Origin of the sequence: Sorangium sp. So ce448, assembly GCF_051520915.1 — a bacterium.
In the GTDB taxonomy this organism is placed as follows: domain Bacteria; phylum Myxococcota_A; class Polyangia; order Polyangiales; family Polyangiaceae; genus Sorangium; species Sorangium cellulosum_B.
The window spans coordinates 3340001-3365842 of record NZ_CP150343.1 but is presented as its reverse complement, the minus strand read 5'-3'; the positions used below and the strand labels follow the sequence as shown (position 1 = coordinate 3365842).

Below are 25842 nucleotides of genomic sequence, written 5' to 3'. Positions count from 1 at the left end.
GCGGAGCGAGCGGCGAAAGAGGCTCAGCCCGCGTTCGCGAGAGACACAGGCGCCCGCCGCAGCGCGAGCTTCCTCAGGAACGTCACCGGGTCGAGGTAGTACGGATTCTCGTGCACGTGGCCGCCGATGACCACGTGCGAGTGCGTGGCGAGCACATCGGCGATCACCCGGCCGCTGAAGCGATTGACGTCGTAGCAGCAAAGAAGCGTGCAGTCGTGCTTGGGCGCCAGCGTGTTCAGCTTTGCTTCGTAGACCATCAGGTCCTCGGTGCCCGGCAGGTTCTTCAGCGCCCATTCCATGTCGCCGCAGGTGCGAACGGACTTGAACTCGCCTTCGGCCGCGCCCTTGAGCACGCCCTCGAGGGTCGAGAACATGCGGTCCGCGACGAACACGTTGTCCTGGATGTACGTCTGCTCGGAAGGCACGACCTTGAGCTGGCCACGCTCCATCGCATCCTGCACGGGCACGCCGCCCTTTTGCATCCGATTCACATGGTCGTCATGCACGCTCGACTCGAGGATGGTCACCACCTCGTCGCCGACATCGATTCCTTCCTGGAAGTACGGATTGAGGACGTCGTACATTTCCTTGCGCGAATCGAAGAACGCGCAGATGTGCTTCAGGCCGTGCAGCTCCTTGCCGCAGAGGCTCACTTTTCGCGTACGTGTCGGCGTCATGTTGCACTCCTGGAGATCGCACGTCTACCACCTCGTCGCGTCGGCGTCGACCCATCCTGGTACAGCATCATTCCCGAAGCTCGTCCCTGAATTGACGCTGCGTCCGCCTGGCGACGATCCGGGCTGGGCGGGTTACTAAAAGAAGCGAGCTCGTCGGGGGACAACGCCGCAAAGCGAGTACCTCGATGGGCGCGAGCGTCCAGGGGAAGTCGGTCAAAACGGATTTCGCGCGAGCTCGGGACACCTATGCGCGCGTGGGGCCTGCCCCGAGCCGATGGATTCGAGAACGCAGGCGATCATGAACAGCGCGCCAGCGCTCGAGAGGGAAAAGCCCACGAACGCGCCCATGTTCCCGGTGCCCCCTTGGCGAGCACGGCCTCGCCGACCCCCGGAGCGCAAGCCTTTATGCTTCCGTGGATGCGACCGCGTAGTCGCGGCTGAGCTCGAGCTGTGCCCGGCGTCGCAGTCGGCTGTGATGCACGGCCCATCCACACGACAACGATCATGGCGGGGACACCGAGGAGAACGCGCACTTCCGCCGCATCCGCCACATCCGTTGCAAAGGACACGTCATCCGCTATAATGGACACATGCCGCCCGCCTCGCTCGTGCAAGCCACCACCGTCGAGCTCCTCGCGCTCTATCGCTCCCGCAGCGCTTCCCCCGTCGAGGCGCTCCGCGCCGTCCTCGCCCATGTGGAGCGCCACGGAGCCCCGCTCAACGCGTTTGCGCTCCTCGACGAGGAGCGGGCCCTGGAGGCCGCGCGGGCGTCCGAGGCGCGCTGGGCTCGAGGCGAGCCGGTGGGGCGCCTGGACGGGGTGCCTGTCTCGGTGAAGGACCTCCTGCTCACGCGCGGCTGGCCGACCCGGCGGGGCTCGCGCACCGTGGACGCGGCCGGCCCCTGGACGGAGGACGCGCCGGCCGTCGCCCGGCTGCGGGAGCACGGGGCGGTGCTCTTCGGGAAGACGACGACGTCCGAGTTCGGCCTGAAGGGCCTCGGCGACAGCCCGCTGACCGGGATCACGCGCAACGCGTGGGACCCGCGGCACACGCCGGGCGGCAGCAGCGCCGGCGCCGTCACGGCGGTCGCGGCCGGCTTCGGGCCGCTCGCCGTCGGAACGGATGGCGGCGGCTCGATCCGCGTGCCGAGCGCCTTCTCCGGGGTGGTGGGGTGCAAGCCGACCTTCGGTCGGGTCCCCGCGCACCCCGCGAGCGTGGTGGGGGTGCCCCCGCACGTCGGGCCGATCGCGCGCACGGTCGGCGACGCGGCGGTGCTCCTCTCGGTCCTCTCCGGTCCTGACGACCGCGATCCGTTCCGGGCCCCGCCGCCGCGCGAGGACGCGCTGCACCTGGGCGCGCTCGTCGCGATCGACGCGTCCGACACGCACGACAAGTCCGGCGCGCTCGACCCGTCCGACGTACGTTTCCTCCGCCGCGTGCGGGTCGGCGTGAGCGCCACGCTGGGGTACGTCGATCTGCCGGGTGAGACGCGGGCTTGCTTCGATGCGGCGGTCGCGCTCCTCCAGCGGCTCGGCGCCGAGGTGGAGGAGGTGGCGCCGCCGTTCGCGGACCCGGGGGGCGTGCTGCGGACGCTGTTCGCGGCGCGCGCCGCGCACACGGTGCGGGAGCTCGGGCCGGCGCAGCGCGCGCTGCTCGATCCGGCGGTCCAGAGCGCGGCAGCCCAGGGAGAGGCGCTGAGCGCGGTGGCGTACCTCGAGGCGGAGCGGCAGCGCGCGGAGCTGGCGCTGGCCATGGCCGTGTTCCACCGCCGCTTCGATCTGCTGGTGACGCCGACGTCGGCCGGGTCCGCGCCCCTGATCGACGGCGGCGCGCTCCCGGCCTCCTTCGCCGCGCCGTTCAGCCTGACGCGCCAGCCGGCGATCAGCGTGCCGATGGGCCTCACCAGCGCCGGCCTGCCGCTCGGGCTGCAGATCGTGGGGCGCCACTTCGAGGAAGCGCTGGTGCTGCGCGCCGCGCTCGCGCTCGAGCGAGAGAGCCCCCCGCTGCGGGCGCCGCCGCTCCGCGCGAGCTGAGCGGTCGCGCGAGGCCGCGACGGAACCGAGGGCGCTCTCGAGAGCAAGGCGAACCAGCTCTCACCATCGGATCGATTTCGCGGTGCCCGGACGTAGCGAACCGTCGATGGTCCAGAAGCGCGCCGTCCTGGTACCCTCCGCCCGTGGCCACCGCGCCCGCACGCCTCGACATCTTCATCTCCTGTGCGCCAGCGCGTGCCGATCAGGAGCTACTCCAAGCGCTCGAGGCGCAGCTCTCGGCCCTTGGGCCCGACGTCTCGCCATGGCACCGCGGGCGGGTCACCGCCGGCGAGGAGCTGGAACGGGAGGCTGCGTCCCGGCTCGCGGGGGCTGGGCTGATCCTGCTCTTCGTGAGCGCAGACTACCTCGCGTGCGACGTCTGCCGTACCGAGGCCGAGCGGGCGCTCGCGCGGCACGCGGCGGGAGTGGCGCACGTCATCCCGCTCATCGCGCGGGCATGCTCCTGGCGGGGCGCCCCATGGTCTCGGCTGGCGGTGCTCCCCGTCGGCGGGCGAGCGGTGGCGAGCTGGCCTGACCGCGACGAAGCGTGGGCCCACATCGTGGATGGGATCCGGGCCGCATGCAGGCTCGTGGGCGACGTGACGGCCACTGCAGCGATCCGCCCCCAGGCGCCTCTCGCGCATTCCATTGCACAAGCCCCAGCTCTGCCCAATCCCGGCTCAGCCTTGCACCAGCTTCGTTCGCCACCGGCAGATTTTACCGGGCGCGAAAAGGAACTCGCCGACCTGCGCGCGAAGCTCGGCCCGGGCGGCGCCATCGTCGCAGGAGTCACAGGCCAGGGCGGCGTGGGAAAGACGGCGCTCGTCCTGAAGCTCGCGCACGATCTCCAGGTTCGCTACCCCGACGCTCAGATCGACATCGACCTACGCGGTGCTCGTTCCGCCCCCCTCACGCCCGCCCAGGTGATGGCAGAAGTGATCCACGCTTTCGATCCCACGGCGGAGCTGCCCGATGACCCGGAGGCACTCGGACGAGTGTATCGCTCTGTGCTCCACGGCAAGCGCGTGCTCCTCCTGCTGGACAACGCGCGTGACCGCGCCCAGGTCGAGCCTCTGATTCCACCGCCCGGAAGCCTCCTGCTCGTCACGTCCAGGCAACACTTCACCCTGCCCGGACTCTACGCCCGGCGTCTCGGCACGCTGGATCCGGGTGAGTCCATTGAGCTGGTCCGCAGCATCGCTCCTCGCCTCGACGAAGCCGCGGCTGCCGAGTTGGCGAGGCTCTGCGGCTACCTGCCGCTAGCCATCCGAACCACCGCGAGCGCGCTGGCTGAACGCGTGGATCTCAGACCCCCTCGGTATATCGAGCGGCTCCGTTCTGTTCAAAACCGGCGGGAACTCGTGGATGCCGTGCTGTCGGAGAGCCTCCACCTGCTGGATGCCAGCATTCGCACATTTTGGTTCCATGCAGGCATCTTCCAGGGCGACTTCGACGTGGAGGGCGCCGCTGCGGTTGCTGATACGACGCACGACGTAGCCGCCGACGCCCTCGGCGAGCTCGTCCAACGGAGCCTGGTGGAGTGGGACGGAGCGTCCGAGCGCTACCGGTTCCACGACCTCGCTCGCGACTACGCGCGTTCGCACCTGGACCACAAAGAACGGTTCGCCGCCGAGCGGCGACACGCAGAGTACTTCCTCGAAGTCGTGCGGGCTGCGGATCACTCTCACCAGCAGGGCGAAACAACGTTTCTCGAGGTGCTCGCTCTGCTGGACCGCGAATGGGGCAACATCAGCACGACGCTCAGCTGGGCTTCCGCGAACGCGGAGCACGATGACACCGCGGCGGATGTCTGTTGTGACCTTCTGCTGCTGATCCCGTATTCGCTCCGCACCCAAAAGCCAGTGCTCGAGCAGATCCCATGGTACGAGGCTGGGCTCGCCGCGGCACAGAAGCTGAGTAGACGCCCTGAAGAGGGCCGGCTCCTGGCGGAGCTAGGCAACGCCTACGCCGCGCTCGACGACTGGCAAAAAGCGATAGAGCTCTTTGAGCGAAGGCTCAAGATCGCTCGGCAGCTCGGCCATGGCCAAGACGAACGGGAAGCGCTCGGAAGCCTGACCCATCTCTATCCTCGCGTGGGCAAGGAACAGCAAACCATCGATTACTACGAGCAGATCCTCGCGATAGCGCGCGAGAGCGGAAGCCAGAAAGATGAAGGCGAGACCCTCGGCAATCTCGGTCTAATCCATGCCCGCCTGGGAGAGCTATCAAAGGCAATCGAGTGTTACGAGCAAGCGGTCGTCATCGCTCGCCAGGCAGGAAATCGGGGACAGGAGGCGGTAGCGAGCAGGAACCTGGGGCTTGTTTATGAGCAACTGGGAGATCTACCCCGCGCCAAGGAGGCGATGCAGGTCAGCATCGACTTCGAGCGTGCCATCGATCAGTTCACCGGCGGATAGCGAACGTGACGGGGCCCGAGCTCGCGACCGCAGCCCGGGACCGGCGGAGCGCCGGCGGCCTCCTCAGGACGCCGCCCGCGATGCGCAACTACGCGCGCAAGTGCGCGAGGTTTCGCTCAACCACGCGCACGAGTGAGCGAGGTTTCGCTCAACATGCCCACGCACGCCTCCAAGGAATAGCCCGAAGAAACGGGGGGTTTGATGCGCGGGCACCTGCCTTGCTCTGAGGGAACAGCGAACCCTTACAAGGAGCTGCTCAGATGAAGAACACCATTCGCGCCGCGCTCGCCGTCCTGTCGCTTGCCTCCGGCCTCCTGGCCGGCTGCATCGTGGCCCCCGATGAAACGACCGCTCCGGAGGAGACGACCGCTCCGGAGGAGACGACCGCCGTGACAGAGGCGCTCGTGAACAACGGTGGGCGCCCTGGTTCGCTCAGCTGGTGGTGCAGCGACGACGGAAGCTGCACGTGCGAGGGTGGAACGCTGTCGTCAGACTGCTGGGGGCTCTCTCAGTACTGCATCGACAGCTTCGAGTGCCGCATCAACCCGCCGTACCTGTGTTATTGCCACTGGAAGCACGTGCGGCAAAACCCGGGCGTCAAGGGGACGACCGGGACGGTCGGTAACGGGACGGTCGGGGCGGCGACGACCGCTCCGTAAGCCGAGCTCGCACCGCGGCCCATCCTCACCCTGGTCGCACGCCTTCGCACACAGGTTCTGGGGCGGCGCCGCTCGCTCTTCCTTCTTGCATCTGGCCAGCGAAGGTGGCCTCCTGAATCCTGGGCACGAATAGCCTGGTCGATGCTGGTTGAACACCACGGGAGGAGCACTCCATGCAGCCTCGAACGGCAGCGAGCGAAGCACTCGACGCCCCGAATCGCCGGTCCGGCGCGCCGCCCATCGACATGGCGCTGAACCACGGCACCTACTGCTCCGAGCGGTGCGCCGACGTCCTGCGGCGCCACGCCGGCACCATCTCCCTGCGGAGCTATCCGGCCGGAGACAACGGAGATCTCCGGCGCGCGCTCGCCGCCGACGCGGGTGTCAGGCCGGAGAACGTGCTGGTCGCCAACGGGAGCGGCCCGCTGCTCAAGACCTGCATCCCGTTCCTGATCGAGCGCGAGATCAGGCGTTCGGCGATGCGGACCCTGCGCTATCTGCTGAAGCGCACGGCATATCCCATCATCACCACCCGGCTCACCTACTCCAAGGTGCCTGCGTCCGGCGTCCGCGTGGGGCTGCGGTGCGAGCTGCTCCCGCTCCATCCGGAGAACGGCTTCGCGCTCGACGTGGAGAGGCTCGAGTCGCGCCTCTCGCGGCAGGACGGCCTGGTTTACCTCTGCAACCCCAACAACCCCACGGGCAACGTCCTCATCACGCGGCAGGAGCTCGGTCCGCTGCTCACCCGGTTCCCGGGCTCCCTCTTCTTCATCGACGAAGCGTACGTGCACTACCTCGAGGAGAGCCCGAACACCCGGATGGCAGACCTGGTGCTGCGCCATCCCAACCTGATGGTGCTCCGTAGCTTCTCCTTCGCCTACGGGCTCGCGTCGGTGCGCGTGGGGTACGCCATGGGGGACGCGAAGGTGGTGGCGCAGATGGAGGCCAAGATGACGCCGCACCGCGTCGGGCAGCTGGCCGCAGAGCTCGCGATGGCGTCGCTCCAGGACAGCGGACACCTCGGATTCGTCCGGCATCAGACAGCGAGGGAGCGAGCCAGGCTGATGGCGGCCATCGGAGCTCATCGCGCGCTGGAGGCCTATCCATCACAGACCAATTTCATCCTTTGCCGCGCGCGCGGGGCGTGGTCCGGGGCGAAGATCCACGACGCGCTGCTCGCCCGAGGCGTGAAGGTGAAGGCCTTCGAGCCGTTCGGCGACGAGCGATACGACGACTACTTCCGCGTGACGGTCGGCCTTCCGGCGGAGAACACCTGCTTCATCGAGCAGCTCGACGCCCTGATGAGCCCGCGCCGCAGGGAAGAGACCTCCAGGACGGCGGCGCCCGCGGTGCGCCAGGTCGAGCTCTCGGAGCTCGCTTAGCCGCCCCACCAGCGCATGAGCGTCCCCGAGATCAGGCGACAGCCCCCTGGCGCTCCAGAGCCCACGCCTCGGCGAGCGCGAGCGCCCGGGCGTTCTCGGGGATGCCCTCCAGGAAGCTCCGTCGCAGCGCCGGCCTGCCGATCTTCGCGGCGCGCTCGAGGAGCCGCGAGCGCGCCGCCTCGATGATCTGCGCGGCGCGCTCGCGCTCGCCGGCGGCGCGCAGGGCCTCGGCGTAGGTCAGGCGGATCAGCGACTCTCCCTCCTCGGCCATCCCCGCGTCCTCGATGAGGCGGAACGCCTCCTGCGCGTGGATGAGCGCCTCGGCCGCCCCCTCGGGCCCCCTTTCCATCCGGGCGCGCGCGAGGACGGCCAGCGCCACCGCGCGCAGGAGCGGCGCCACGTCGAGCAGCGCCGCCGCCGCGGCGGCCTCGCGCGCGGCGGCCTCGCCGTCGCCCGAGAGCAGCGCCGCCCGGGCGAGGTACGCGCGCGAGAGCCCCTCCATGCGCCGGTTGCCCTGCCGGCGCGACGCGTCGATGGCCTGCTCGAGCAGCGCGCGGGCCTCGTCGATCTGGCCCGCCTGGAGGAGGGCGTTCCCCAGGTTCTGCCGCGCGGTCGCGAGCACCTCGTGCAGGTCCATCCGCGTCGCCTGGACGACGGCCGCGCGCAGCAGCTGCTCGGCGCGCTCGAGCGCGCCGAGCTCGGTGAGCATGAAGCCCATGTTCAGCTGGACAGAGCAGGCCTGCCGGCGGTCGCCGGCGCGCCCGAACGCCCCGACCGCCACCTCCAGGGCGTCCACCGCGGCGGCTTGATCGCCCGCGAGGGCGGCGCGGAACGCGACGGTCTGGTGCAGCCCGCCGACCGCCGCGTCGTCGACGGCCGGAGGATCCCCCGCGAGGCGCAGGCTCTGCTCGAGCAGCGCGTCGGCGGTCGCGTGCTGGTTGGCGAGCATGAGCTCCGCCGCGCACCAGGAGAGGCAGAGCACCACCGCGCTCAGCGCCCCCTCGTCGGGCGCCGTCGCCGCGAGCCGCGCGGCCCACGCCCCGGCGCGCTCGACGGCGCCCAGCTTGCTCGCGCCGATCAGGGCCGCGGTGAGCGCGCGGTACCATGCGCTCGACCCCGGATCGAGCAGCGCGACCGCCTCCGTCGCGCGCGCCTCGGTGGCCGACAGCTCGCCGCGCCACAGGTGCGCCTCGGCCTGGACCAGGCGGAGCGCGCCGAGATCCCTCCCGCTGGCCCCGGAGGCCACGCCCCGCTCCGCGCGCGCGAGCGCGGCCGCGAGGTCGTTGCCGCGGATCGCCTCCTCCGCCGCGGCGCAGAGCCACCGCACGGCCCGCTCGGGCTCGCCGCCGCGCTCGCAGTGCCCGGCCAGGACCAGCGCGTCCCGCTCCCCGGCGTGCTCCAGCCACGCGGCGGCGAGCCTGTGCCCGAGCCGCTGATCCGCCTCGGTGAGCATCCTGTACGCCGCGTCGCGCACGAGCCCGTGCCGGAACGCGTACTCCGCCTCGCCCGGGAACCGGGACGCGGGCCGCCGCGCGATCCACTCCTGCTGCTCCAGCGCGAGGAGGCAGCCCGCGAATGCGGCGTCGTCCCGGTCCACCCCGAGCAGCCGGGCGAGCGCGCCCCACCAGAACACCTCGCCCAGCACGCTCCCGGCGCGCAGCGCCCGGCGCGCCTCCAGATCGAGCCCCTCGAGGCGCGCCTGCACCATCGCGAGCGCGGTCTCGGGCGCCTCGCCCGCGTCGCGGCCCTCGGCGCCCTCGGCGCCCTCGACCGCCGCGCGCAGCATCTCCTCCAGCAGGAACGCGTGCCCCGCCGCGCGCCGGACGAGCCGATCCACCTGCTCCGCGGGCGCCTGCTCCCCGAGCGCCGCGCGCACCAGCCGCTCGCAGGCGAGGGCCGGCAGCGCCCCGAGCCGCATCGCGGTCGCGCCCCGCTCGGCCCACAGCCCCGGGAACACCTCGTCCACGTCGGGCCGCCCGAGCCCCAGCACCAGCAGCGGGCTCGACCGGAGCTGCCCGAGCGCCGCGTCCACGAGCTGCACGGTCGGCAGGTCGCCCCAGTGCAGGTCCTCGAGCACCAGGAGCACCGGCCCCGCCCGGCACTCCGCCTCAACGAAGGTGAGCCAGGCGCGCCGCACCTGGTCGGCCATGAGCATCGGGTTCTGCCGCGCGGCGCGCAGCTCGCACCGATCCGCGTCCGGGAACGGCGCGCCGATCACCTCGCCCAGAAACTCCGCCACCCGCGCCTGCTCCGCGGGCTCCACGGATCGCGCGACGCGCGCGGCGAGCTTCTCCCGGCCGCGCTCCCGGGGCTCGCCCTCCGCGATCTGGGCCGCGCGCCGCACCACCTGGGCGAGCAGCCCGAGCGGCGCCCCGGCCCGCACCGCGTCGCCCTGCGCCGTCCAGATCTGGGGCGGCGCCTCGCGGCCGCGCATCCTGCGCGCGAGCTCGATGCGGAGCCGCGACTTGCCCACGCCGGCCGCGCCGATCACGAGCGCCGCCTGGGCGCACGGCTCCGAGGCGCACTGGTCGACGAGGAGCTCGAGCCAGCGCAGCTCGCTGCTCCGCCCCACGAACGGCGTCGGCTTGCCGAGCAGCGCGCGCGCCTCCTCCAGCGGCTCCTGCTCGCCGAGCAGCGCCGCCCCGCGCTCGCCGCGCGCCACCTCGAAGCGCGGACCGAGGAGGGACGCGGTCATCGCGTCGATCGCGATCGGCCGGAGCGCGTCCTCCGCGCCCCGCTCCGCGGCCGTGAGGTTCGCGACGGCGCGGTCGATCACGGGCCCGAGCGGCTGGGTCCCGTCCACGACCTCCCAGCCCGTCGCGAGCGCCACGTCGGCGCCCTGCAGCAGCGCCTTGAGCGAGAGGGCGCACCGGGCCGCGCTCGCCGCGAGATCCGTGGGCGCCTCGGCCCCCGTGAGCAGGGCCGCGATCGATCCGTCCCGGAGCAGCTCCACGCGCGCGCCGTGCAGGTCGACGGTCCTCCGGATCTCCTGGAGGAGGGCGAGCGGCCAGCGGCACGGACGGGTCAGGCCGCGCGCCGGCGCCGTGCTCGCCTCGCTGGACACGGCCTGCGCCGGCTGCGGCGGGCGCGCCGGCTCGGCCCGGTGCGCCGCCAGCACCACGCTGACCAGCCGCCGCTCGGCGGTCGTGAGGCCGACCGACGGCGCGAGGGGCGCCGCGCTCGCCTCGCGGATCTCCGGTGCGCGCAGCTCCGCCGCGACCGCGAGCGCGTCCCCGGGCCGCAGCCGCCGATCCTTGCCCAGGAGGCGCGAGAGCAGCGCGTCGAGCGCCGGGGGCGCGCCGGGCCACAGGTCGCGGAGGCGGGGCGCCTGCTCGAAGAGCACCTTGGTGAGCAGCGCGACGACGTGCACCCCCCCGAACGGCGGCCGCCCGGTGAGGCACTCGAACAGCACGCACCCGAGCGCGTACAGGTCGGCGCGCGCGTCGATGTCGGGCTCGCCGCGGACCTGCTCCGGCGCCATGTAGGCGGGCGTCCCCACGGGGGCGTCGGGGTTGGTCAGCGTGTGCGTGACGTCGGGGGCCCGCGCGATCCCGAAGTCGAGGATCTTCACCGCCGCGACGTCGCCGCCCGGCAGGAAGAGGTTCGCCGGCTTGACGTCCCGGTGGACCACCCCGCGCAGGTGCACGGCGCCGAGCGCCTCGGCGGCGCGCGCGGCGAGCGCGAGGCTCTCGTCGAGGCCCAGCGGCCCCCGCCGGAGCCGCGCCGCGAGATCCTCGCCGTCGAGCCACTCCATGGCCAGGTACTGCCGGCCCTCGGCGGTGACGCCGTGGGCGACGTGCCGCGCGATGGCGGGGTGGTAGAGCCCAGCGAGGACCCGCGCCTCCCGGCGGAACCGCTCGGCCTGATCGGCTTCCGCATGTTCCGCGTGCAGCCCCACCTTGAGGGCGACCGGCTCCCCGGTCTCGCGGTCGATGGCCCGATAGACCGCGCCCATTCCCCCGGATCCCGCGGCGCGATCGAGCTCGAAGCGACCTGCGAACAGGTCCCCGGGGCGCATGCGCGGAGTATCGGGCACGCGCGCCGCGCGTGCCAGGGCGGAGCGCGCGGCCAGGACCGACGCAGCGTCCTCTGCCTCCTTGCCTGGAATCTTCCTGCCTTCGAGCCCACCGACGCGGGCAGCCCCAGCGCCGCCGAGGCCGTCGTTCGCCGACGACTCCCATTTCGGCTACCTGGCCCCGTCCGGCTCGTGTTTCTCCTGGGGGGCCTTGCGGGATCCATGACAATGGCCAGCTGCGCCGCGCCGGATGACGAGGCGCATCGACGTCGATGTGGGGAGAACGCACGTGAGCCACACGTTGTCGCGCATCACGATCCTGCTCCGTGAGCGAAGCGAGGAGATCGTACGCCGGTGGATAGAGCACCTGCGGAGTGAACCGAAGATCCCACGGACCCGCGAGCTCACCGATGAGAACTTGAGAGATTACACGCCGAAGCTCCTCGACGACCTCATCGACTCACTCGCGCAGCTCGCACAGCCGGGCGCGCCGGACGGAGCCAGCGGCCCGGAGATCGGCAGCTCGGAGGCCGCCAAGGTGCACGTCTCGCATCGCATCGCCGAGGGCTACTCCCTCGCGGAGGAGCTGCGCGAGCTCGGCCTCCTTCGCGCCGTGATCGTGGACCTGTGCGCGCGCGAAGGGGTGGTGCTTGGCGGCGAGGAGGCCCAGCTCGTGCACTCGGCGCTCGACGAGGTGATGATCACCGCGGCAGTCGAATACGAGCGCACGAGCTCGGCTGATCTCCGCCGTGACGTCGCGCTCCACGAGCTGTTCATCGCGGTCCTCGGGCATGACCTGCGCAACCCGCTCTCGGCCATCCGGTTCGCCACCGCCGCCCTGCTCAAGCGCGAGGACGTCACGACCGCCGTGGCGAGGCTCGCCCAGCGCATCGCCGCGAGCACGGACAGGGCGGTGCGGATGGTCGAGGAGCTGCTCGACCTGACGCGCATCCGCTCCCACCAGGGTCTCCCGGTGGAACCGGAGCCCGTCGACCTCCGCGCGATTTGCCAGCGCGTGGTCGAGGAGCTCGAGCTCGCCCACCCGGAGCACACCATCCGCTTCACGGCCCACGGCGACGGGCGGGGCACGTGGGATCCAGGCCGGATGGGCCAGCTCCTGTCGAACCTGATCGGCAACGCCGTCGACTACAGCCCGCCGGAGGAGCCGGTGCAGGTGGAGCTGCGCGGGCACAAGAATGGCGTCGTGATCGAGGTGATGAACCGCGGGACCCCGATCCCGCCCGAGCTGCTGCCCGTCCTCTTCGATCCGTTTCGCCGCGGCGAGCAGAGCCAGCGGGTCGTGCAACGCTCGAAAGGGCTCGGGCTCGGGCTCTTCATCGTCAAATCGATCGTCGACGCGCACGCAGGCTCCATCCAGGTCACGAGCACGCTGGAGGAGGGCACCACGTTCCGTGTCAAGCTCCCCCGTTCGTCGTAGCGCGGTTGTTTCGCCGACACCCGCCCTGGCGCGGCGCTGGCTCAGACCGGCCTCAGCGCCGGCCAGGCCAGCTCGATGCCCTCGCGGACCAGGAGCGCCTGGAGCTCTTCGCGGAGCGCGCTCCGGGCGCGCACCTGCCGCGGCAGCACGCGGCGCTCCAGGCAGAACGTCGCGAGCAGCCCCGCCGCCTCGCCGACGCTCCACTCCACGGGGTGGACCCGGTAGGCGCCGTTCGTGATGTGCGTGACGCCAAGGTTCTTCCCGCCCGGCAACAGGTTCTCCACCCGCACCGGGATGAGCGCCCCCAGCGGTATCTGGAACGGCCAGCAGCCGAGATCGATGTACCCGGCGCCCCCGACGCGCGGGTGCAGATCGATGCGATAACACCCGATCCCGACGCTCTCCTCGAACGTCGCGGGGCCGTCGGGCCGGAGCGGATACGCGATGTGCTGCTCGAGCACCGTGAGCTCGGCCCGGATCCGGCGGGACTCGCGGATGTAGGGCGCTGGCGCGAGGCCGTCGGCCGTACCGCCGACCACGTCCCCGCGGAGGCGCAAGCCTGGATATCCGACCCCGCCGTCTGGACGAGGCGCCTCGGTCTGCATCCAGTACAGAAGGCTCAGGCTGAGGTTCCGCGCTGCGTCCAGGTTCCGCGCGGCCTCCGCCTCGTCGACGCCGCAGACGGGCCCGAACCAGTAGTCGTTCTGTGGCCAGTTCACGATGGTGATGTCGCTCGGCGCGAACCCCGCTTCGAACACCGTCCTGTCGAGGATCCGCCGGAAGCTCCACCAGGGATGCCTGTCTTCCGCGGCGAACAGACCTCGCGTCAGGGGCTCGAGTGTATCGGGTCGAACCGCCGTCCAGTCCAGCAGTCGGCCCGGCCAGCCGGGCGGCTCGAGGGAGCGCCAGCGCTCGTACTGAGAGGGCCTGTCGATCGTATGGTCCTCTCCAGGGTGGTGCTCGATCGCGAAGCAGACGGTGATCGCCTGCTGGGCCCCCGGATCGGCGCGCTCGGGGGCGTGCGGCTCGCTGGTCTCCGCGCGAGACTCCGCCCCGAGCGCGTGCTCCACGCCCGCGAGCGAGAGGAGCTCGCCGTGAGGCGTTGCATCGATGAAGAGGTCGGCCACGAGGAGCACATCGCGCCCCGATTCCAGCCCTCGGACCACGACGCCGGTCACCCGATCACCGTGCGTCGACGCCGAGATGGGCCGGTGAGCATGGAGCGCGAGGAGGCGCCCGTTGAGCCGATACGGCGCGATCATCTCGTGCAGGACCGCCACCGCGATCCGCGGATCGTGGCACAGGCGGCTGACCCAGCCGTTGCCGGGGTTGAGCTCGCGGAGCGCCCTGGCCGACGCGGTGAGCGGCAGATGCCTGCGGTAATACTCCCGGATCCCCTGGCGCAGCGCGCGGTAGCTCCGGGTCGCCCCCATGTCCTCGATCCATGGGTGCTCGTCCGGAGGGACCGCCTGGTTCGTCAGCTGGCCCCCGAGCCAGCGAGTCGCCTCCGTCAGGACGACGCGGCGGCCCGTCCGCGCCGCCGCGAGCGCAGCCGCGCAGCCGCCGAGCTCTCCGCCGATGACGGCGACGTCGGTCCGGATCACGTCCATCACAAGCTCCCCGCGCTCACGCGCTCTTCCGCACGGGCTGCGCCGCCGGAGCTCGCCGCGCGAGGAGCTCGGTGACGAGCTGGTTGGTCTCCCTCGCCCTGGCCTTCAGGCCGGGGAGCAGCCGGCGGATCTTCGCGCGGATCTCGTGACGCGTGTCCCACGAGCGATCGAGCCTGGCGATGAGCTGCCCGGAGCTGATGCTCCCGAGGGGCGGGGTCTCCATCTCGAGGTCCTCGATGAACCCCGCGACCTTGGACGCGTAGGGCAGCGCGACGAACGGGGTCTCGCGGAGCGCCGAGAAGATCAGGAAGTGGAGGCGCATGCCCACCACGAACTCGAGGTGCCCGACGAGGCTGAGGATCTGCTGCGGCGTGTACCGGCGCCTCAAGACCTCTGCCCGCTCGGCGTTCTTCATGTGGGCGACGACCGCGTGGCTGTGCTGCACGTCCGTCCGTTCCATGGACACGAACACGACGTCCGCGTCGAGGCGCTCGACGACGAAGTCGGCGGCGTTGGCGAGCAGGCCATAGTACTCGTCAGGGTCGATGTCGGGCGCCGCCGGGCCCGGCTCCCTGACGGAGAAGCCGACGAGGTGCCGCTCGAACTCGACCCCTTCGGCCCGGATGGCCTCGATGGGCAGCGCCTCCTCGCGCAGCAGCAGGGCCGGATCGGCCGTGAGGCGGATCTCGCGATTCACCCCCACCTCCTCGAGCAGGCGACGCCCCTGCTTGTCTCGTACGGTGACGATGTCCGCCGCGTTCAGCGCCGCCCGTACGGCTTGCTTCGCGCTCGGGTCCGACAGCGGCCCGGCGCTCACGGCGTAGATCACGACGGGGACGCCGCGCTCCTCCGCGATGAGCGCCTCTCTCAGATAGACCGGCGCGTCCCGATCGTACAGGATGCCTCCCCCGCCGAGGACGAAGAGATCCAGGCGCTCGATCTCGGCGGTCGATTCCACTCGTGTGAGGTCACGAACGGGGACGACGCGCTCCACCTGATGGCGCATCTTCGTGTCCTCCGGGCACAGCGAGAACACGGTGATCTCCGCTGGCATCGACTCCCGGAGCTGCGTGACGATGCCATCGAGGATGGCCTCGTCGCCGAGGTTCATGCCGCCGTAGGACCCTGAAATCCCGATTCGGAACGGTCGGTTCGCCTTGTCCATCGTGGGCTCCTCCCGCGGGCGCCTCCGCTCGATCGCCGCGCCGTCACGTCGCGTCGAGCGCGGCCCTCCGCCAGCTGCGACCTGCTCGGTCGTCCGAGATCGTCAGCGCCGCGCAGGACCTTGCCACGGCGGCGGCGAGGCGCAATGTCCGCCGGCGGAGGACGCAGCATGGGACACGCGCAGGCGCGGACGACCCGGAGTGGCTCGAGAGAGCCAGGCGACGAGGCGCGCCCGGCCAGGGAGCTGCGCGCGGTGCGAGCCGCGGCGAGCGTCGCCCCGGCCGCGCCTGTCGGCGATGTCGTGGAAGAGGCCTGTCAGCAATCCTTTCCTGCCAGCGACCCGCCCGCCTGGACGCCTGTGATAGCCGGCCTGCCGCGCGACGCGCGTCCCCTCAGCGAAGCGCGGCCGCGTGGTCCTGCGCGAACCGCTCGAAGCCGATCGGCTCGCGCCCGGTGACGTCCTTCACCGCCGAGGTCACGCCGGCGCCGGCGCCGCTCCGGTAGAGCCGGTTGAGGTCGATCATCGCATCGGCATAGAGTTCGGGGATCCCGCCGGCGACCATACCGGCCTTCGCCGCCTCGTCGGACGCCGCCACATCTTCGATCTGCCCGGCGCCGCCGGACCCCAGCAGAAACACGGCGTCGACGCCGTCGAGCGCCGGCCGCAGCGTCTCCGGCTTCGCGAAGTCGAGGATCACGGCGTCGTGCCCCGCCGTCTTCGCCCTCTCGGCCTTGTCGCTGGAGCGGTGGGCGACGCGGAGCTTCACGCCCATCGACTTCAGCTCATCGAGGGGGGCGCCTGGTTCACGAGGAGCGGGAGCTGCGCGTGGCGCGCTGCGCCTCGCGTGGGAACGGAACCGCGCGGCGTTACGATAGCTTATCGCTCCTGAAAAGCGGCCGAAACACGCGCCGTCCGAACATGGCAGGGTCCCCGCGGCGGTGCTCGCCGTAGGGGCGCTGTTCTCCCCACCTGGAGGCATTGCGCGTGGTGACCCCTGCCGACCTCGCCATCAAGGATCTCGGCCCTTGCCGGCACCCCTCGCCCGTCGCCGAGAAGCTCGGCGAGAAGGCCACGGTGTACGTCGGCGAGGCCGACAAGGTGCTGTTCAACGATCGCCTGTCCGCCGTCCTCGCGGACGCCTCCGGCGCGCGGCCGCCGGCGTTCGAGCTGGCCGGGCCGCGCAACCGCGTCTTCTGGGATCCGAAGGAGGTGCGCGCCGGCATCGTGACGTGCGGCGGGCTCTGCCCCGGCGTCAACAACGTCATCCGCGGCCTCGTGCTCACGATGGCGCAGAGCTACGGCGTGCCGGAGATCTTCGGCTTCCGCTACGGCTACGAGGGGCTCGTCGCCCGCTTCGGGCACGCCCCGATGCGCCTGGATCCCCGGAGCGTCGAGGAGATCCACCGCATGGGCGGCACCGTGCTCGGCACCTCCCGCGGCAACCAGGACCCGCACCAGATGGTGGACACGCTCGAGGCCCTCGGCATCAACGTCCTCTTCGTCGTCGGCGGCGACGGCACCATCCGCGGCGCGATGTCGCTCGTCCGGGCCATCGAGGAGCGCCGCCTGTCGATCGGGGTCGTCGGCGTGCCCAAGACCATCGACAACGACATCAAGTTCATCGACCGCAGCTTCGGCTTCGAGAGCGCCTTCGCCGCCGCCGTCGACGTCATCCGCAGCGCGCACGTGGAGGCCTCGGGGGCGAAGAACGGCATCGGGCTCGTCAAGCTGATGGGCCGCCACTCGGGCTTCATCGCGTGCGCGGCGGCGCTCGCGTCGGCGGACGTGGACGTGGTCCTCATCCCCGAGGTCCACGCGGAGCTCGACGGCCCGAGCGGGCTGCTCGCGCACCTCGAGCGCCGGCTCGCCCGCCACGGCAACGCCGTGATCGTCGTCGCCGAGGGCGCCATGCAAGAGCACTGCACCTCCAGCGCGGAGCCCATGGCGACGGACCTCAGCGGCAACCTCAAGCTGAAGGACATCGGCCTCTTCCTGCGCGACCGCATCAACGCGCACTTCCGGGCGCGCGGCGTCGAGGCGACGCTGAAGTACCTGGACCCGAGCTATCATATCCGCAGCGTCCCCGCGTCCCCGTCGGACAGCGTGTATTGCTGGAACATGGCCCGGAACGCGGTCCACGCGGCCATGGCGGGCAACACCGAGATGCTGATCGGCCGGTGGCACGGTCGCTTCGTGCACGTGCCGATGCCCCTGGCCGTCCGCATGCGCAAGCAGGTCGACCCGACGGACGACCTGTGGATGGCCGTCGTGGAGGCCACGGGGCAGCCGCTCTCGTTCTGCTAGCGGGAGTCCGGCCGGGGATCCGGAGGGAGATTTCAACGCAAAGGCGCAAAGGCGCAAAGGCGCAAAAGAACAGTTGGATCGGCCATCTCCCCGCGCGCCGCGGGCTCTCCCCGTGCCATTATGGCCGGCATGAAGACATTGCTGCTCTCTCGCTCGCTCGTGCTCGCTGGCCTCGCCTGCCTCGCCGGCTGTACCAAGGAACCCGCGCCGCAGGCCCCGGGAGTCGAGGCTCCGCCGGCGTCACAGACCCCGCCGGGGGCCGACGGCGCGCCTGCGGCGCAGCCCCCGCCGGCTGCCGGCGGCGAGCCGCGCGCCGCGGCGTCGGAAGCTCGGTGCGAGGCCGACGCCGACTGCGTGGCGTCCTGCGCGCGGGCCGGGCAGTGCTGCGACCAGCTGTGCCCGCCGTGCGACCAGGCGTTCCACCGCGACGCGCTCGCGGAGCTCCAGAAGTGGCGCGCCGCGAGCTGCGCCGCCGAGAGCTGCCCGGTCGCCAAGTGCATGGCGCCGAAGGAGGACTCGGTCGCTCGCTGCAAGGCGGGCGCGTGTGTTGTCGAGCGCGTCCCGCACGTCGACCGATGAGCCGACGCCCGGGATGAAACCTCCCCGACATCCACGCGAAACACAGGGGATACCTTCATCCAGCGCCCACGGCGCGTTTTGCCACAGGCTGCATCCGCGCCACACCGATCGAGCTCTACCCCAGCGGGGGGCGGTCTCCGGCCTCCTTCATGTCGAGACCGCCGTCCGTGGCCCTGCGCTTGCATTGCGCGGCGCGTAGGGCGGAACATCGCGATCCCGGCGGCGAGCTCTCCTGGAGCCCACGGCGCTCGCCGTGCTGGAGGACGGACCCTCGCCGGGATCGCAGCGGGAGGTCCCTTGGGCATCGAGATCCAGCAAGACCACTTCAAGACCGTCGATTATCGGCTCTTCAAGACGCGGCTGCAGCAGAACCTCGCGGCGCTGGAGATGGTGCTCGCCCGACCGGGGTTCGGCCACGGGGAAGCGACGATCGGCGCCGAGCTCGAGATGTTCCTCGTCGATCGCGAGGCGCGCCCCGTGCCGATCGGGGCGGAGATCGCGCGCGCCGCGGCGAGCCCGATGATCACGCCGGAGATGGGCGCGTTCGACATCGAGCTCAGCACGCAGCCGGTGCCGCTCGCCGGCAGGCCGCTCTCGGCGCTGCGCGAGCAGATGCGCGCGACCGTCGAGGCGATCCGCGAGCGCGCGGCGGCGCTGGGCGCGCGCGTGGTCCCTGTCAGCATCCTGCCGACCTTCCAGCGGCGCGACTTCAGCCCTGCGACGATCACGAACCTGCCCCGGTACCGGGCGCTCGCCGCGGGGCTCTGCAGGCTGCGCAGGGCGCCCTTCCATATCCAGATCGACGGCGCCGAGCCGCTGGAGCTCACGTCGGACGACCCCGCGATGGAGGCGGCGAACACCGCCTTTCAGATCCACCTCCGGGCCACGCCCGACGCCTTCGCGCGGCTGTTCAACGCCGCCATGATGATGACCGCGCCCGCGCTCGCGGCCTCGTGCAACTCGCCCACCTTCCTCGGCCACCGGCTGTGGCACGAGACGCGGGTGGCGGTGTTCAAGCAGGCAGGCGACGATCGCCCGCCGGCGCCCGGCGCGGACTGGAAGATGCCGGCCCGCATCGGCTTCGGGACCGGCTGGGTGCGCGACGGCGCGGCGGAGCTCTTCATGGAGAGCGTCGCGCTGCACGAGCCCATCCTCCCCGTGTGCGGCGACGAGGACGTCGTGGGCTGCGCGCGGGCCGGGGGGATACCGCAGCTCCACGAGCTCCGCCTGCACCACGGCACCGTCTGGAACTGGAATCGACCGGTGTACGATCCGGCCGGCGACGGCCACTTGCGGATCGAGCTTCGCGCCCTGCCGTCCGGGCCCACGCTCGATGACATGCTCGCGAACGGGAGCTTCCTGCTCGGAGGCATCCTCGCCCTCGCGCCCTCCATCGCAGAGCTCCTGCCGTCGTTCCCGTTCGAGCTCGCCGTGAGGAACTTCTACCATGCGGCGCACTACGGCCTCGACGCCGAGCTCGTCTGGCCGGCCGCACCGGGGGCCGCGCCGAGGTGCGTCCGGGCGCGCGATCTCCTCCTCTCGCTCTTGCCGCGGGTCGAGGAGGGGCTCGTGACCGCGGGGGTCGACGGGGACGAGGCCCGCCATTATCTCCGGATCTTCGAGGCGCGGGTCGCCAAGGGCATCACCGGCGCCACATGGCAGCTCCGCGCGCTCTCGGCGCTGGAGACGGGCTCCGCGTCACGCGAGGAGGCGCTGAGGAAGATGCTGGAGCGCTACATGGCCGAGGTCGACTCCGGCGCGCCCGTGCACGCCTGGGGGACCCCGCGCGCGGGCGCGACATGAGGTCCCCGATGAGCCAGGACGCCACGAGATCCCTCGCGGAGCAGCTCGACGCCCGGCTCGCCGCGCCCGGGGCGATGGACGCCGCGCGGTTCGAGGCGTTCCTCGAGGCCCAGCGACGGCTCGGGCTCGTCCACGGCGCGCGCCCGCTGTGCCGCTATCTGCGGCCCTACCTCATCGCCGAGCAGGACCTCGCCGCGATCGCCCGCGTGGCCGAGCAGATCGCCTCCGCGCTGGAGAGGGTCGCGCAGCGCGCGATCCGGGACGACTTCCTGGCCGAGGAGGTCGGGCTCTCCGCGGACGAGCGCGCCCTCGCCGCGATCGTGCCGGGTCCGGGGCCGCTCCACACGGTCGGGCGCCTCGACATGCTGATCACCGACGGCGGCTTCTCCTTCATCGAGTACAACGCCGACTCCCCCGCCGGCCTCACCGACCAGATCCTCGTCGAGCGGACGCTGATGGCGCTCCCCCACCTCGCGCCGCTCCGGGACGCGCATGGCCTGCGCACGCCGGCGCCGCACCGGGCGCTCCTCGGCGCCCTGCGCGAGGGCTACGCCGCGTGGGGCGGGCGCGAGGCGCGGCCCGCGATAGCCATCGTCGACTGGGCCACGGTCGACACCTCGGCCGAGCTCAGGGTGCTCGCCGACCTGTTCTCGGCCGAGGGGCACCGGACCAGGGTCGTCGATCCGGACGAGCTCACGTACGACGGCCGCCGCCTCGGAGCGGGCGGGGAGCGGATCGATCTCGTCTACCGGCGCGTGATCACGCAGGAGCTCGTCGCGCGGCGCGGCCTCAATCACCCCCTGATCCGCGCCTACTGCGATCGCGCGGCGTACGTGGCGAACTCGTTCCGGATCAGGCCCCTCAACAAGAAGGCGGCGTTCGCCGTGCTGAGCAACCCCATGTTCTCCGGCCTGTTCTCGCCCGAGCAGCGCGCGGCCATCGCGGAGCACGTCCCCTGGACGCGCCGCGTGACCGCCGGCCGCGCCGCGTGGCGGGGCCGCGAGGTGGATCTCGTCGAGCTCCTCCTCGGAGAGCAGGAGAGCTTCGTGCTGAAGCCGAACGACGAGTACGGCGGCAAAGGCGTGCTGCTCGGGTGGACGGCGACCCCGGCGGCCTGGAGAGAGGCAGTCCGGGCCGCCGCGGATCAGCCCTGGATCGCGCAGGAGCGGCGCCGCCCGCGCACCGCGCGCATGCCGACGTTCCGCGGCGGCGCCCTGGAGGAAGAGCAGGTCTATTTCGACCTTTGCCCCTTCGTCTTCGCCCGCGGCGTGGAGGGCCAGCTGCCCACCTTCACCACGCGCATGGAGGGCGCCATGGTCCGGCTCTCCGCCTCGGAGGTCAGCAACGTCTCCGCCGGAGGCGGGGTCACGGGGCTCGTGATCGTCGAAGGCGCGCGCGCGCCGCGGGAGGGTGCCCGTCATGTGTGAGCTGCTTGGCATGGTCTCGAACGTACCGACGGACATCGTGTTCTCGTTCACGGGGCTCGCGCTCCGCGGCGGGCAGACGGGGCCGCACGCGGACGGCTGGGGCGTCTCGCTGTACGATGGGCTGTTCGCGCGCACGTTCCTCGAGCATCACCCGGCCTTCTCGAGCCCGCTCGCGCGGTTCATCCGCGAGAACCCGATCCACACGGCCCTCGCCATCGCGCACGTGCGCAAGATGACGCGCGGGGGAGCGGCCCTGAAGAACACGCACCCTTTCATGCGGGTCCTCCACCGCCGGCACGTCGTGTTCGCGCACAACGGCACCTTGCCCACGGTCAGGGATCGGAAGCTCCACGTCGAGACGCCGGTCGGCGACACCGACAGCGAGCACGCCTTCTGCATCCTCCTCGAGGCGATCCGGAGCGCGTTCGGCGAGAGGTACCCGGGCGACGCGCGGGAGCTGGGGCGCCTTTTGTACGAGCTCGGGAACGAGCTCGGCGCCGATGGCGTCTTCAACTTCCTGTTCGCGGACGGCGAGCACCTCTTCGCCCGGTGCGGCGACCACCTGTCCTGCATCCTGCGCCAGGCCCCGTTCGGCGAGGCCACGCTCGTGGACGCGGATCTCAAGGTGAATTTCAACGACCTCCACGGCGTCGGCCCCGACGCGCGGATGGCGGTCGTGGCCACGGAGCCGCTCACGCGCGACGAGCTCTGGCGCAAGGCGACGCCCGGTACGCTGTGGGTCTTCCGCGCCGGCGAGCTCCTGGCGACGTTCCCCGAGGCCCGCGAGGGCTCCGGCCCCGAGCTCCCCGGGCCGAGCACGCTCCCGGGAGCGGACGGACGAGCTCCTTAGAGCGGTTCCCGCCCCCGCCCCTGGTGCACGCGCCGCAGAGCGGCGGTCTCGGACGGGCTCCTTAGAGCGGTTCCCGCCCCCGCCTCTGGTGCACGCGCCGCAGAGCGGCGGTCTCCCGCACAGGAGACGGGTCCAGATCGGCGTTTTCGGCGCGGAAGCGCACTCCTGTGCGCTGAGCACCGAAAACGACGAGATGGGCCCGTATCCGAAGCGGGTGACCGCCGCTCTAGCTGCGCGGGCGCGCGAACAGGTCCCGGAAGAAGTCGCTCAGCGTGTGCTCCTTGTAATCGCGGAACTCGCCGGCATCGAAGTAAACGCCGCCGCAGACGCTGCAGTTCTCGTACCAGATGTGCGACTGCTGCGGGTCGACCATGCGCACCATCGGCGTCGAGCAGCGGGGGCACGGCACCCGCCGGATCTGGTTGTTCTTCCGCCCGACCGAAGGGTCGCCGGTGTCGATCTGCTGGGAGCCGTCCATGGCCTTGAGGGACTCCTTCTCGCGGCTGTCGAACCAGATCCCGCCGCACGCCGTACACCGGTCGACATCGATCCCGCCGAAGGTGACGATATCCATCGAGGCCGTGCATTTCGGACAGTTCACGTCATGCTCCAGTGCGGCGTCCGCCGCTGTCGGGAGCGATGGTATCAGACGCCCCGGATCGCGGGAAGAGCGTCGATCGCCTCGCCGGAGGCGGTCGGCAGCATGCGCGGTCGCCAGCCGGCGGGCGGGCTGTCCCCCACCGCGCGCACCGCGCGGCGCGCGACGTCACTTCGAGGCCATCTTCTCTTTGACGATCTGCTGCAACCGATCGAAGTAGGGGCTGTCGCGCCGGACGGCGATCCCGAACTGGGATGTCCCGAGCTTCGACTTCGAGTAGACGACATAGCCGGACATCTCGCGGTGGGCCGTCAGATCCTCGGTCATCTGCACGTAATGAGGGTGTGGCATATAGATGAGATCGGGCTTGTAGGCCTCGAAGAACCTGTCCGCGGAGAACGGCTCGAGCGCGAAGCGCGTGTCGTTGAGGCCGGCCATGTCGATGATCGTCTTGTTGAGGTTCATCGCGCCGAGCATCCCGACCTCGGTCGTGGCGATGACGAGGTCGTCGGGGAGCTTCGAGACGCGATCGATCGCGAACCAGTATTTCTGCGGTCCCGAGGTGCTGCCGTGCTTGACGATGTTGAAATGTCCGAGCCGCTTCGCCGCGACGGCGCCGGCGAGGTCCCTGCCTGCCGCGGCGAGGGGAGTCGACAGCTCGAGCCAGAGGATCGCCAGCGCGGCCACGCCGGCCAGGGGCAGGGCGGCCGTCGCGGGCTGGCCGATCGCGTCGGAGAGCGTCCGCGCGAGCCGGGCGGCGCTCCGGCAAGCGAGGTAGATGAGGCCCGGCAGCGGCGCGTAATAGAACCGCTGCGAGAACCCCATGATCGGCACGACGAACATCCACGAGTACGCGAGGCACAGGAGCGTCGCGGCGAGGACCCCTTTGTCGAACGCCGAGGACTCCGCCCAGAAGGCCCTGGGGCCGCCCCTCCGCCCCTCGCCTGCCGGCGTGCCGGTTCTCGCCTGCCGCGCGCCGAGGCCCACGAGCACGTCGAGCGCGATGACGGTGACGAGCGGCCAGAAGAACTCGAGCCAGTCGACGAGATCGATGGTCGGCCGGCCGCGGTAGGCCCGGAGGATCCCTGATCCGTAGAGGTTCGTCGACTTGGCATAGAACGGGAGCGGGAGGGGCGAGCCGAAGTACAGCTTGGCGGCCGCGAGGTGGAGGGCGAGGACGCCCGCCGTCGTGGCGAGGGCGGCGAGCCCGAAGCGCCGGCGGTCGCGATCCCGCTCGAGCGCGACGAGCGCGAGCGGGACGAGGACGGCGAAGGCCGTGAGTTCTGGCCGCACCGAGAAGGCGAGCCCGCCGAACGCGCCGAGCGCCACCCCGCCGGCGAGCCGGGCCGGGCCGAGCAGCCGCAGCGTGAGGAGCAGGTACGCGGTGAGGAAGCAGAGGCCGAACGACGTGTCCATGCCGCTCACGAAGTGGTCGGTCAGCGTGGACCGTGCGGCGCAGAACGCGACGAGGGCGAAGCAGGACAGGCGCGCGACCTTGCCGTCGCCGGCCGCCCGCAGCACGAGCAGGGCGAGCAGGACGAGCAGGACTGGCCCCCAGACGAGGCTCTGGAGCATCGCCGCGAGGCTCGTGTTGCCGCCGGCGATGAGGTGGAACGGCACCGCGGCGACGATGAAGGCGAGCGAGGTGAGCCCGTAGGACGGCGGCCCCTTCGGGTTCCACGCGATGCTGTGGTCGGTGATGATGTTGCGCGCGTACCGCTGGAACATGTACGCGTCGTCCCAGAGCGTCGTCAGGTCGAAGCGCACCACCGTCTTGCACGCCAGCAGCGCGAGGCAGAGCGCCATCGTGATCCAGAAGCAGACCGAGGCGAGCCTGCGCACCGCCTCACGTGGCAGCGACGGAGAGCGCTCCGCGGCGTCCTCCGCCGACCCCTGCCCTGCCGATGCATCCGCGGACGGTTCAGCTCGCTGCTCCTCCGGCAGCGTGGTTTCTACGTGCGTCGTCATCGTGCTTCGCGCCCTCGACTACATGGTTCCGGCCGGAAGCCCTGCTTCCGCCGGAGGGTTCGCGTCGCCGAGGCGAGCGCCGTCGGAAGGCTCGCGGCGCTCGGGTTCCCTTTGCAGATCGACGCGTTGCGCCGTCTGCGTGGGCCACTGCCTCAGAGGTCGCATGCGCCGACCATAGTCGCACCCGCAGCGCGCCGTACATCCGGAACCGGCGTGGAAAACTTGCCCCGCGCAGCACGAAGCGGTGGGCGGCCGCGTTCGGCGCCGTGGCCCGCATCGGACCCGGGCCCCCGTCCCCCGGGCCGGGGAAGCCCCGTCTCGTCGGGCAGCGAACACGGTCTCCTCGGGCCGGTCAGCCCACCGAGGGCCTCCCTCGCGGCGCGAAGAACGAGGCCCCCTCGGGCGCCCCGGCCGGCCGGCCCAGCGAGGCCCAGCCCCGCGAGGCGAAGACAAAAGCAGAAAAGCCCGCATGACGTCCGCCATGCAGGCTCTCTTCTGAAGCGTCTCTCGCACGCTGCGACGCGCTGCTCACACCCGAGCACCGGGCACGAGGCTCGTCACGTTCCATGGAGTATGGTCAAGCCGCACGACCTATTAGTACCGGTTAGCTCCGCCGATTGCTCGGCTTCCACACCCGGCCTATCAACCTCGTGGTCTACGAGGGGTCTTTAGGGGCCTTTCGGCCCGGGACACCTAGTCTTGAGGCCGGCTTCCCGCTTAGATGCTTTCAGCGGTTATCCGTTCCGTACATGGCTACCCGGCTATGCCCTTGGCAGGACAACCGGAACACCAGAGGTACGTCCACCCAGGTCCTCTCGTACTATGGGCAGCTCCTCTCAAGTGTCCTACGCCCACGGCAGATAGGGACCAAACTGTCTCACGACGTTTTAAACCCAGCTCGCGTACCGCTTTAATCG

The 25842-nt window shown here is 71.3% G+C and carries 17 protein-coding genes and 1 rRNA gene (1 of these 18 running past the window's edge); 10 read left to right on the top strand and 8 right to left on the bottom strand.

Annotation, left to right across the window (positions count from 1 at the left end):
• Positions 1–23: 23 nt before the first annotated feature.
• Positions 24–677, bottom strand: coding sequence for an MEDS domain-containing protein (locus WMF45_RS13025; protein WP_437717229.1), 654 nt, complete (start codon positions 675–677; stop codon positions 24–26).
• Between the two features lie 590 nt (positions 678–1267).
• On the opposite strand from WMF45_RS13025, the gene WMF45_RS13020 reads away from it, so the two are divergent.
• The 4 genes from WMF45_RS13020 to WMF45_RS13005 all read left to right on the top strand — a co-directional run bounded on the left by WMF45_RS13020 (position 1268) and on the right by WMF45_RS13005 (position 7168).
• The gene (locus WMF45_RS13020) at positions 1268–2710 is read left to right on the top strand and encodes an amidase (protein ID WP_437717228.1); all 1443 of its coding nucleotides are present in this window, start codon (positions 1268–1270) and stop codon (positions 2708–2710) included.
• Positions 2711–2853: 143 nt separating this feature from the next.
• Positions 2854–5127 carry an ATP-binding protein gene (locus tag WMF45_RS13015; RefSeq protein ID WP_437717227.1) on the top strand — a complete coding sequence of 758 codons (2274 nt, stop codon included), beginning with the start codon at positions 2854–2856 and terminating at the stop codon, positions 5125–5127.
• Between the two features lie 260 nt (positions 5128–5387).
• Entirely contained in the window at positions 5388–5786 is a 399-nt protein-coding gene (locus WMF45_RS13010; protein ID WP_437717226.1) for a hypothetical protein, read from the top strand.
• Between the two features lie 173 nt (positions 5787–5959).
• Positions 5960–7168 carry a pyridoxal phosphate-dependent aminotransferase gene (locus WMF45_RS13005; RefSeq protein ID WP_437717225.1) on the top strand — a complete coding sequence of 403 codons (1209 nt, stop codon included), beginning with the start codon at positions 5960–5962 and terminating at the stop codon, positions 7166–7168.
• A 31-nt stretch (positions 7169–7199) separates the two neighbouring features.
• Here WMF45_RS13005 and WMF45_RS13000 read toward each other — a convergent pair whose 3' ends face one another.
• A complete protein-coding gene (locus WMF45_RS13000) occupies positions 7200–11186 on the bottom strand; it encodes a serine/threonine-protein kinase (protein WP_437717224.1) in 3987 nt (1328 codons plus the stop codon).
• A 286-nt stretch (positions 11187–11472) separates the two neighbouring features.
• Between WMF45_RS13000 and WMF45_RS12995 the strand changes: the two genes are divergently transcribed.
• Positions 11473–12621: an ATP-binding protein gene (locus WMF45_RS12995; protein ID WP_437717223.1), complete on the top strand. Its 1149-nt coding sequence runs from the start codon at positions 11473–11475 to the stop codon at positions 12619–12621.
• 41 nt (positions 12622–12662) lie between these two features.
• Here the strand turns inward: WMF45_RS12995 and WMF45_RS12990 are convergent, their stop codons facing one another.
• The 3 genes from WMF45_RS12990 to WMF45_RS12980 all read right to left on the bottom strand — a co-directional run bounded on the left by WMF45_RS12990 (position 12663) and on the right by WMF45_RS12980 (position 16168).
• A complete protein-coding gene (locus WMF45_RS12990) occupies positions 12663–14231 on the bottom strand; it encodes an FAD-dependent oxidoreductase (protein ID WP_437717222.1) in 1569 nt (522 codons plus the stop codon).
• 16 nt (positions 14232–14247) lie between these two features.
• On the bottom strand, positions 14248–15396 hold the full coding sequence (locus WMF45_RS12985; protein ID WP_437717221.1) for a polysaccharide pyruvyl transferase family protein: 1149 nt from the start codon (positions 15394–15396) through the stop codon (positions 14248–14250).
• A gap of 391 nt (positions 15397–15787) precedes the next feature.
• A complete protein-coding gene (locus WMF45_RS12980) occupies positions 15788–16168 on the bottom strand; it encodes a hypothetical protein (RefSeq protein ID WP_437717220.1) in 381 nt (126 codons plus the stop codon).
• Between the two features lie 212 nt (positions 16169–16380).
• Between WMF45_RS12980 and WMF45_RS12975 the strand changes: the two genes are divergently transcribed.
• The 5 genes from WMF45_RS12975 to WMF45_RS12955 all read left to right on the top strand — a co-directional run bounded on the left by WMF45_RS12975 (position 16381) and on the right by WMF45_RS12955 (position 22359).
• Positions 16381–17700, top strand: a complete 1320-nt coding sequence (locus WMF45_RS12975; protein ID WP_437717219.1) for an ATP-dependent 6-phosphofructokinase — start codon at positions 16381–16383, stop codon at positions 17698–17700.
• Positions 17701–17829: 129 nt separating this feature from the next.
• On the top strand, positions 17830–18279 hold the full coding sequence (locus tag WMF45_RS12970) for a hypothetical protein (protein ID WP_437717218.1): 450 nt from the start codon (positions 17830–17832) through the stop codon (positions 18277–18279).
• Between the two features lie 297 nt (positions 18280–18576).
• Entirely contained in the window at positions 18577–20082 is a 1506-nt protein-coding gene (locus WMF45_RS12965; protein ID WP_437717217.1) for a hypothetical protein, read from the top strand.
• 8 nt (positions 20083–20090) lie between these two features.
• Positions 20091–21509 carry a hypothetical protein gene (locus tag WMF45_RS12960; protein ID WP_437717216.1) on the top strand — a complete coding sequence of 473 codons (1419 nt, stop codon included), beginning with the start codon at positions 20091–20093 and terminating at the stop codon, positions 21507–21509.
• Positions 21502–22359 carry a class II glutamine amidotransferase gene (locus WMF45_RS12955; protein WP_437717215.1) on the top strand — a complete coding sequence of 286 codons (858 nt, stop codon included), beginning with the start codon at positions 21502–21504 and terminating at the stop codon, positions 22357–22359. The genes WMF45_RS12960 and WMF45_RS12955 overlap by 8 nt, the downstream gene beginning before the upstream one ends.
• A gap of 226 nt (positions 22360–22585) precedes the next feature.
• On the opposite strand, the gene WMF45_RS12950 is transcribed toward WMF45_RS12955, so the two are convergent.
• The 3 genes from WMF45_RS12950 to WMF45_RS12940 all read right to left on the bottom strand — a co-directional run.
• Positions 22586–22960: a zf-TFIIB domain-containing protein gene (locus WMF45_RS12950; RefSeq protein WP_437717214.1), complete on the bottom strand. Its 375-nt coding sequence runs from the start codon at positions 22958–22960 to the stop codon at positions 22586–22588.
• Between the two features lie 165 nt (positions 22961–23125).
• Positions 23126–24925, bottom strand: a complete 1800-nt coding sequence (locus WMF45_RS12945; protein WP_437717213.1) for a hypothetical protein — start codon at positions 24923–24925, stop codon at positions 23126–23128.
• A gap of 573 nt (positions 24926–25498) precedes the next feature.
• A 23S ribosomal RNA gene (locus WMF45_RS12940) occupies positions 25499–25842 on the bottom strand (it continues 2695 nt past the right edge of the window).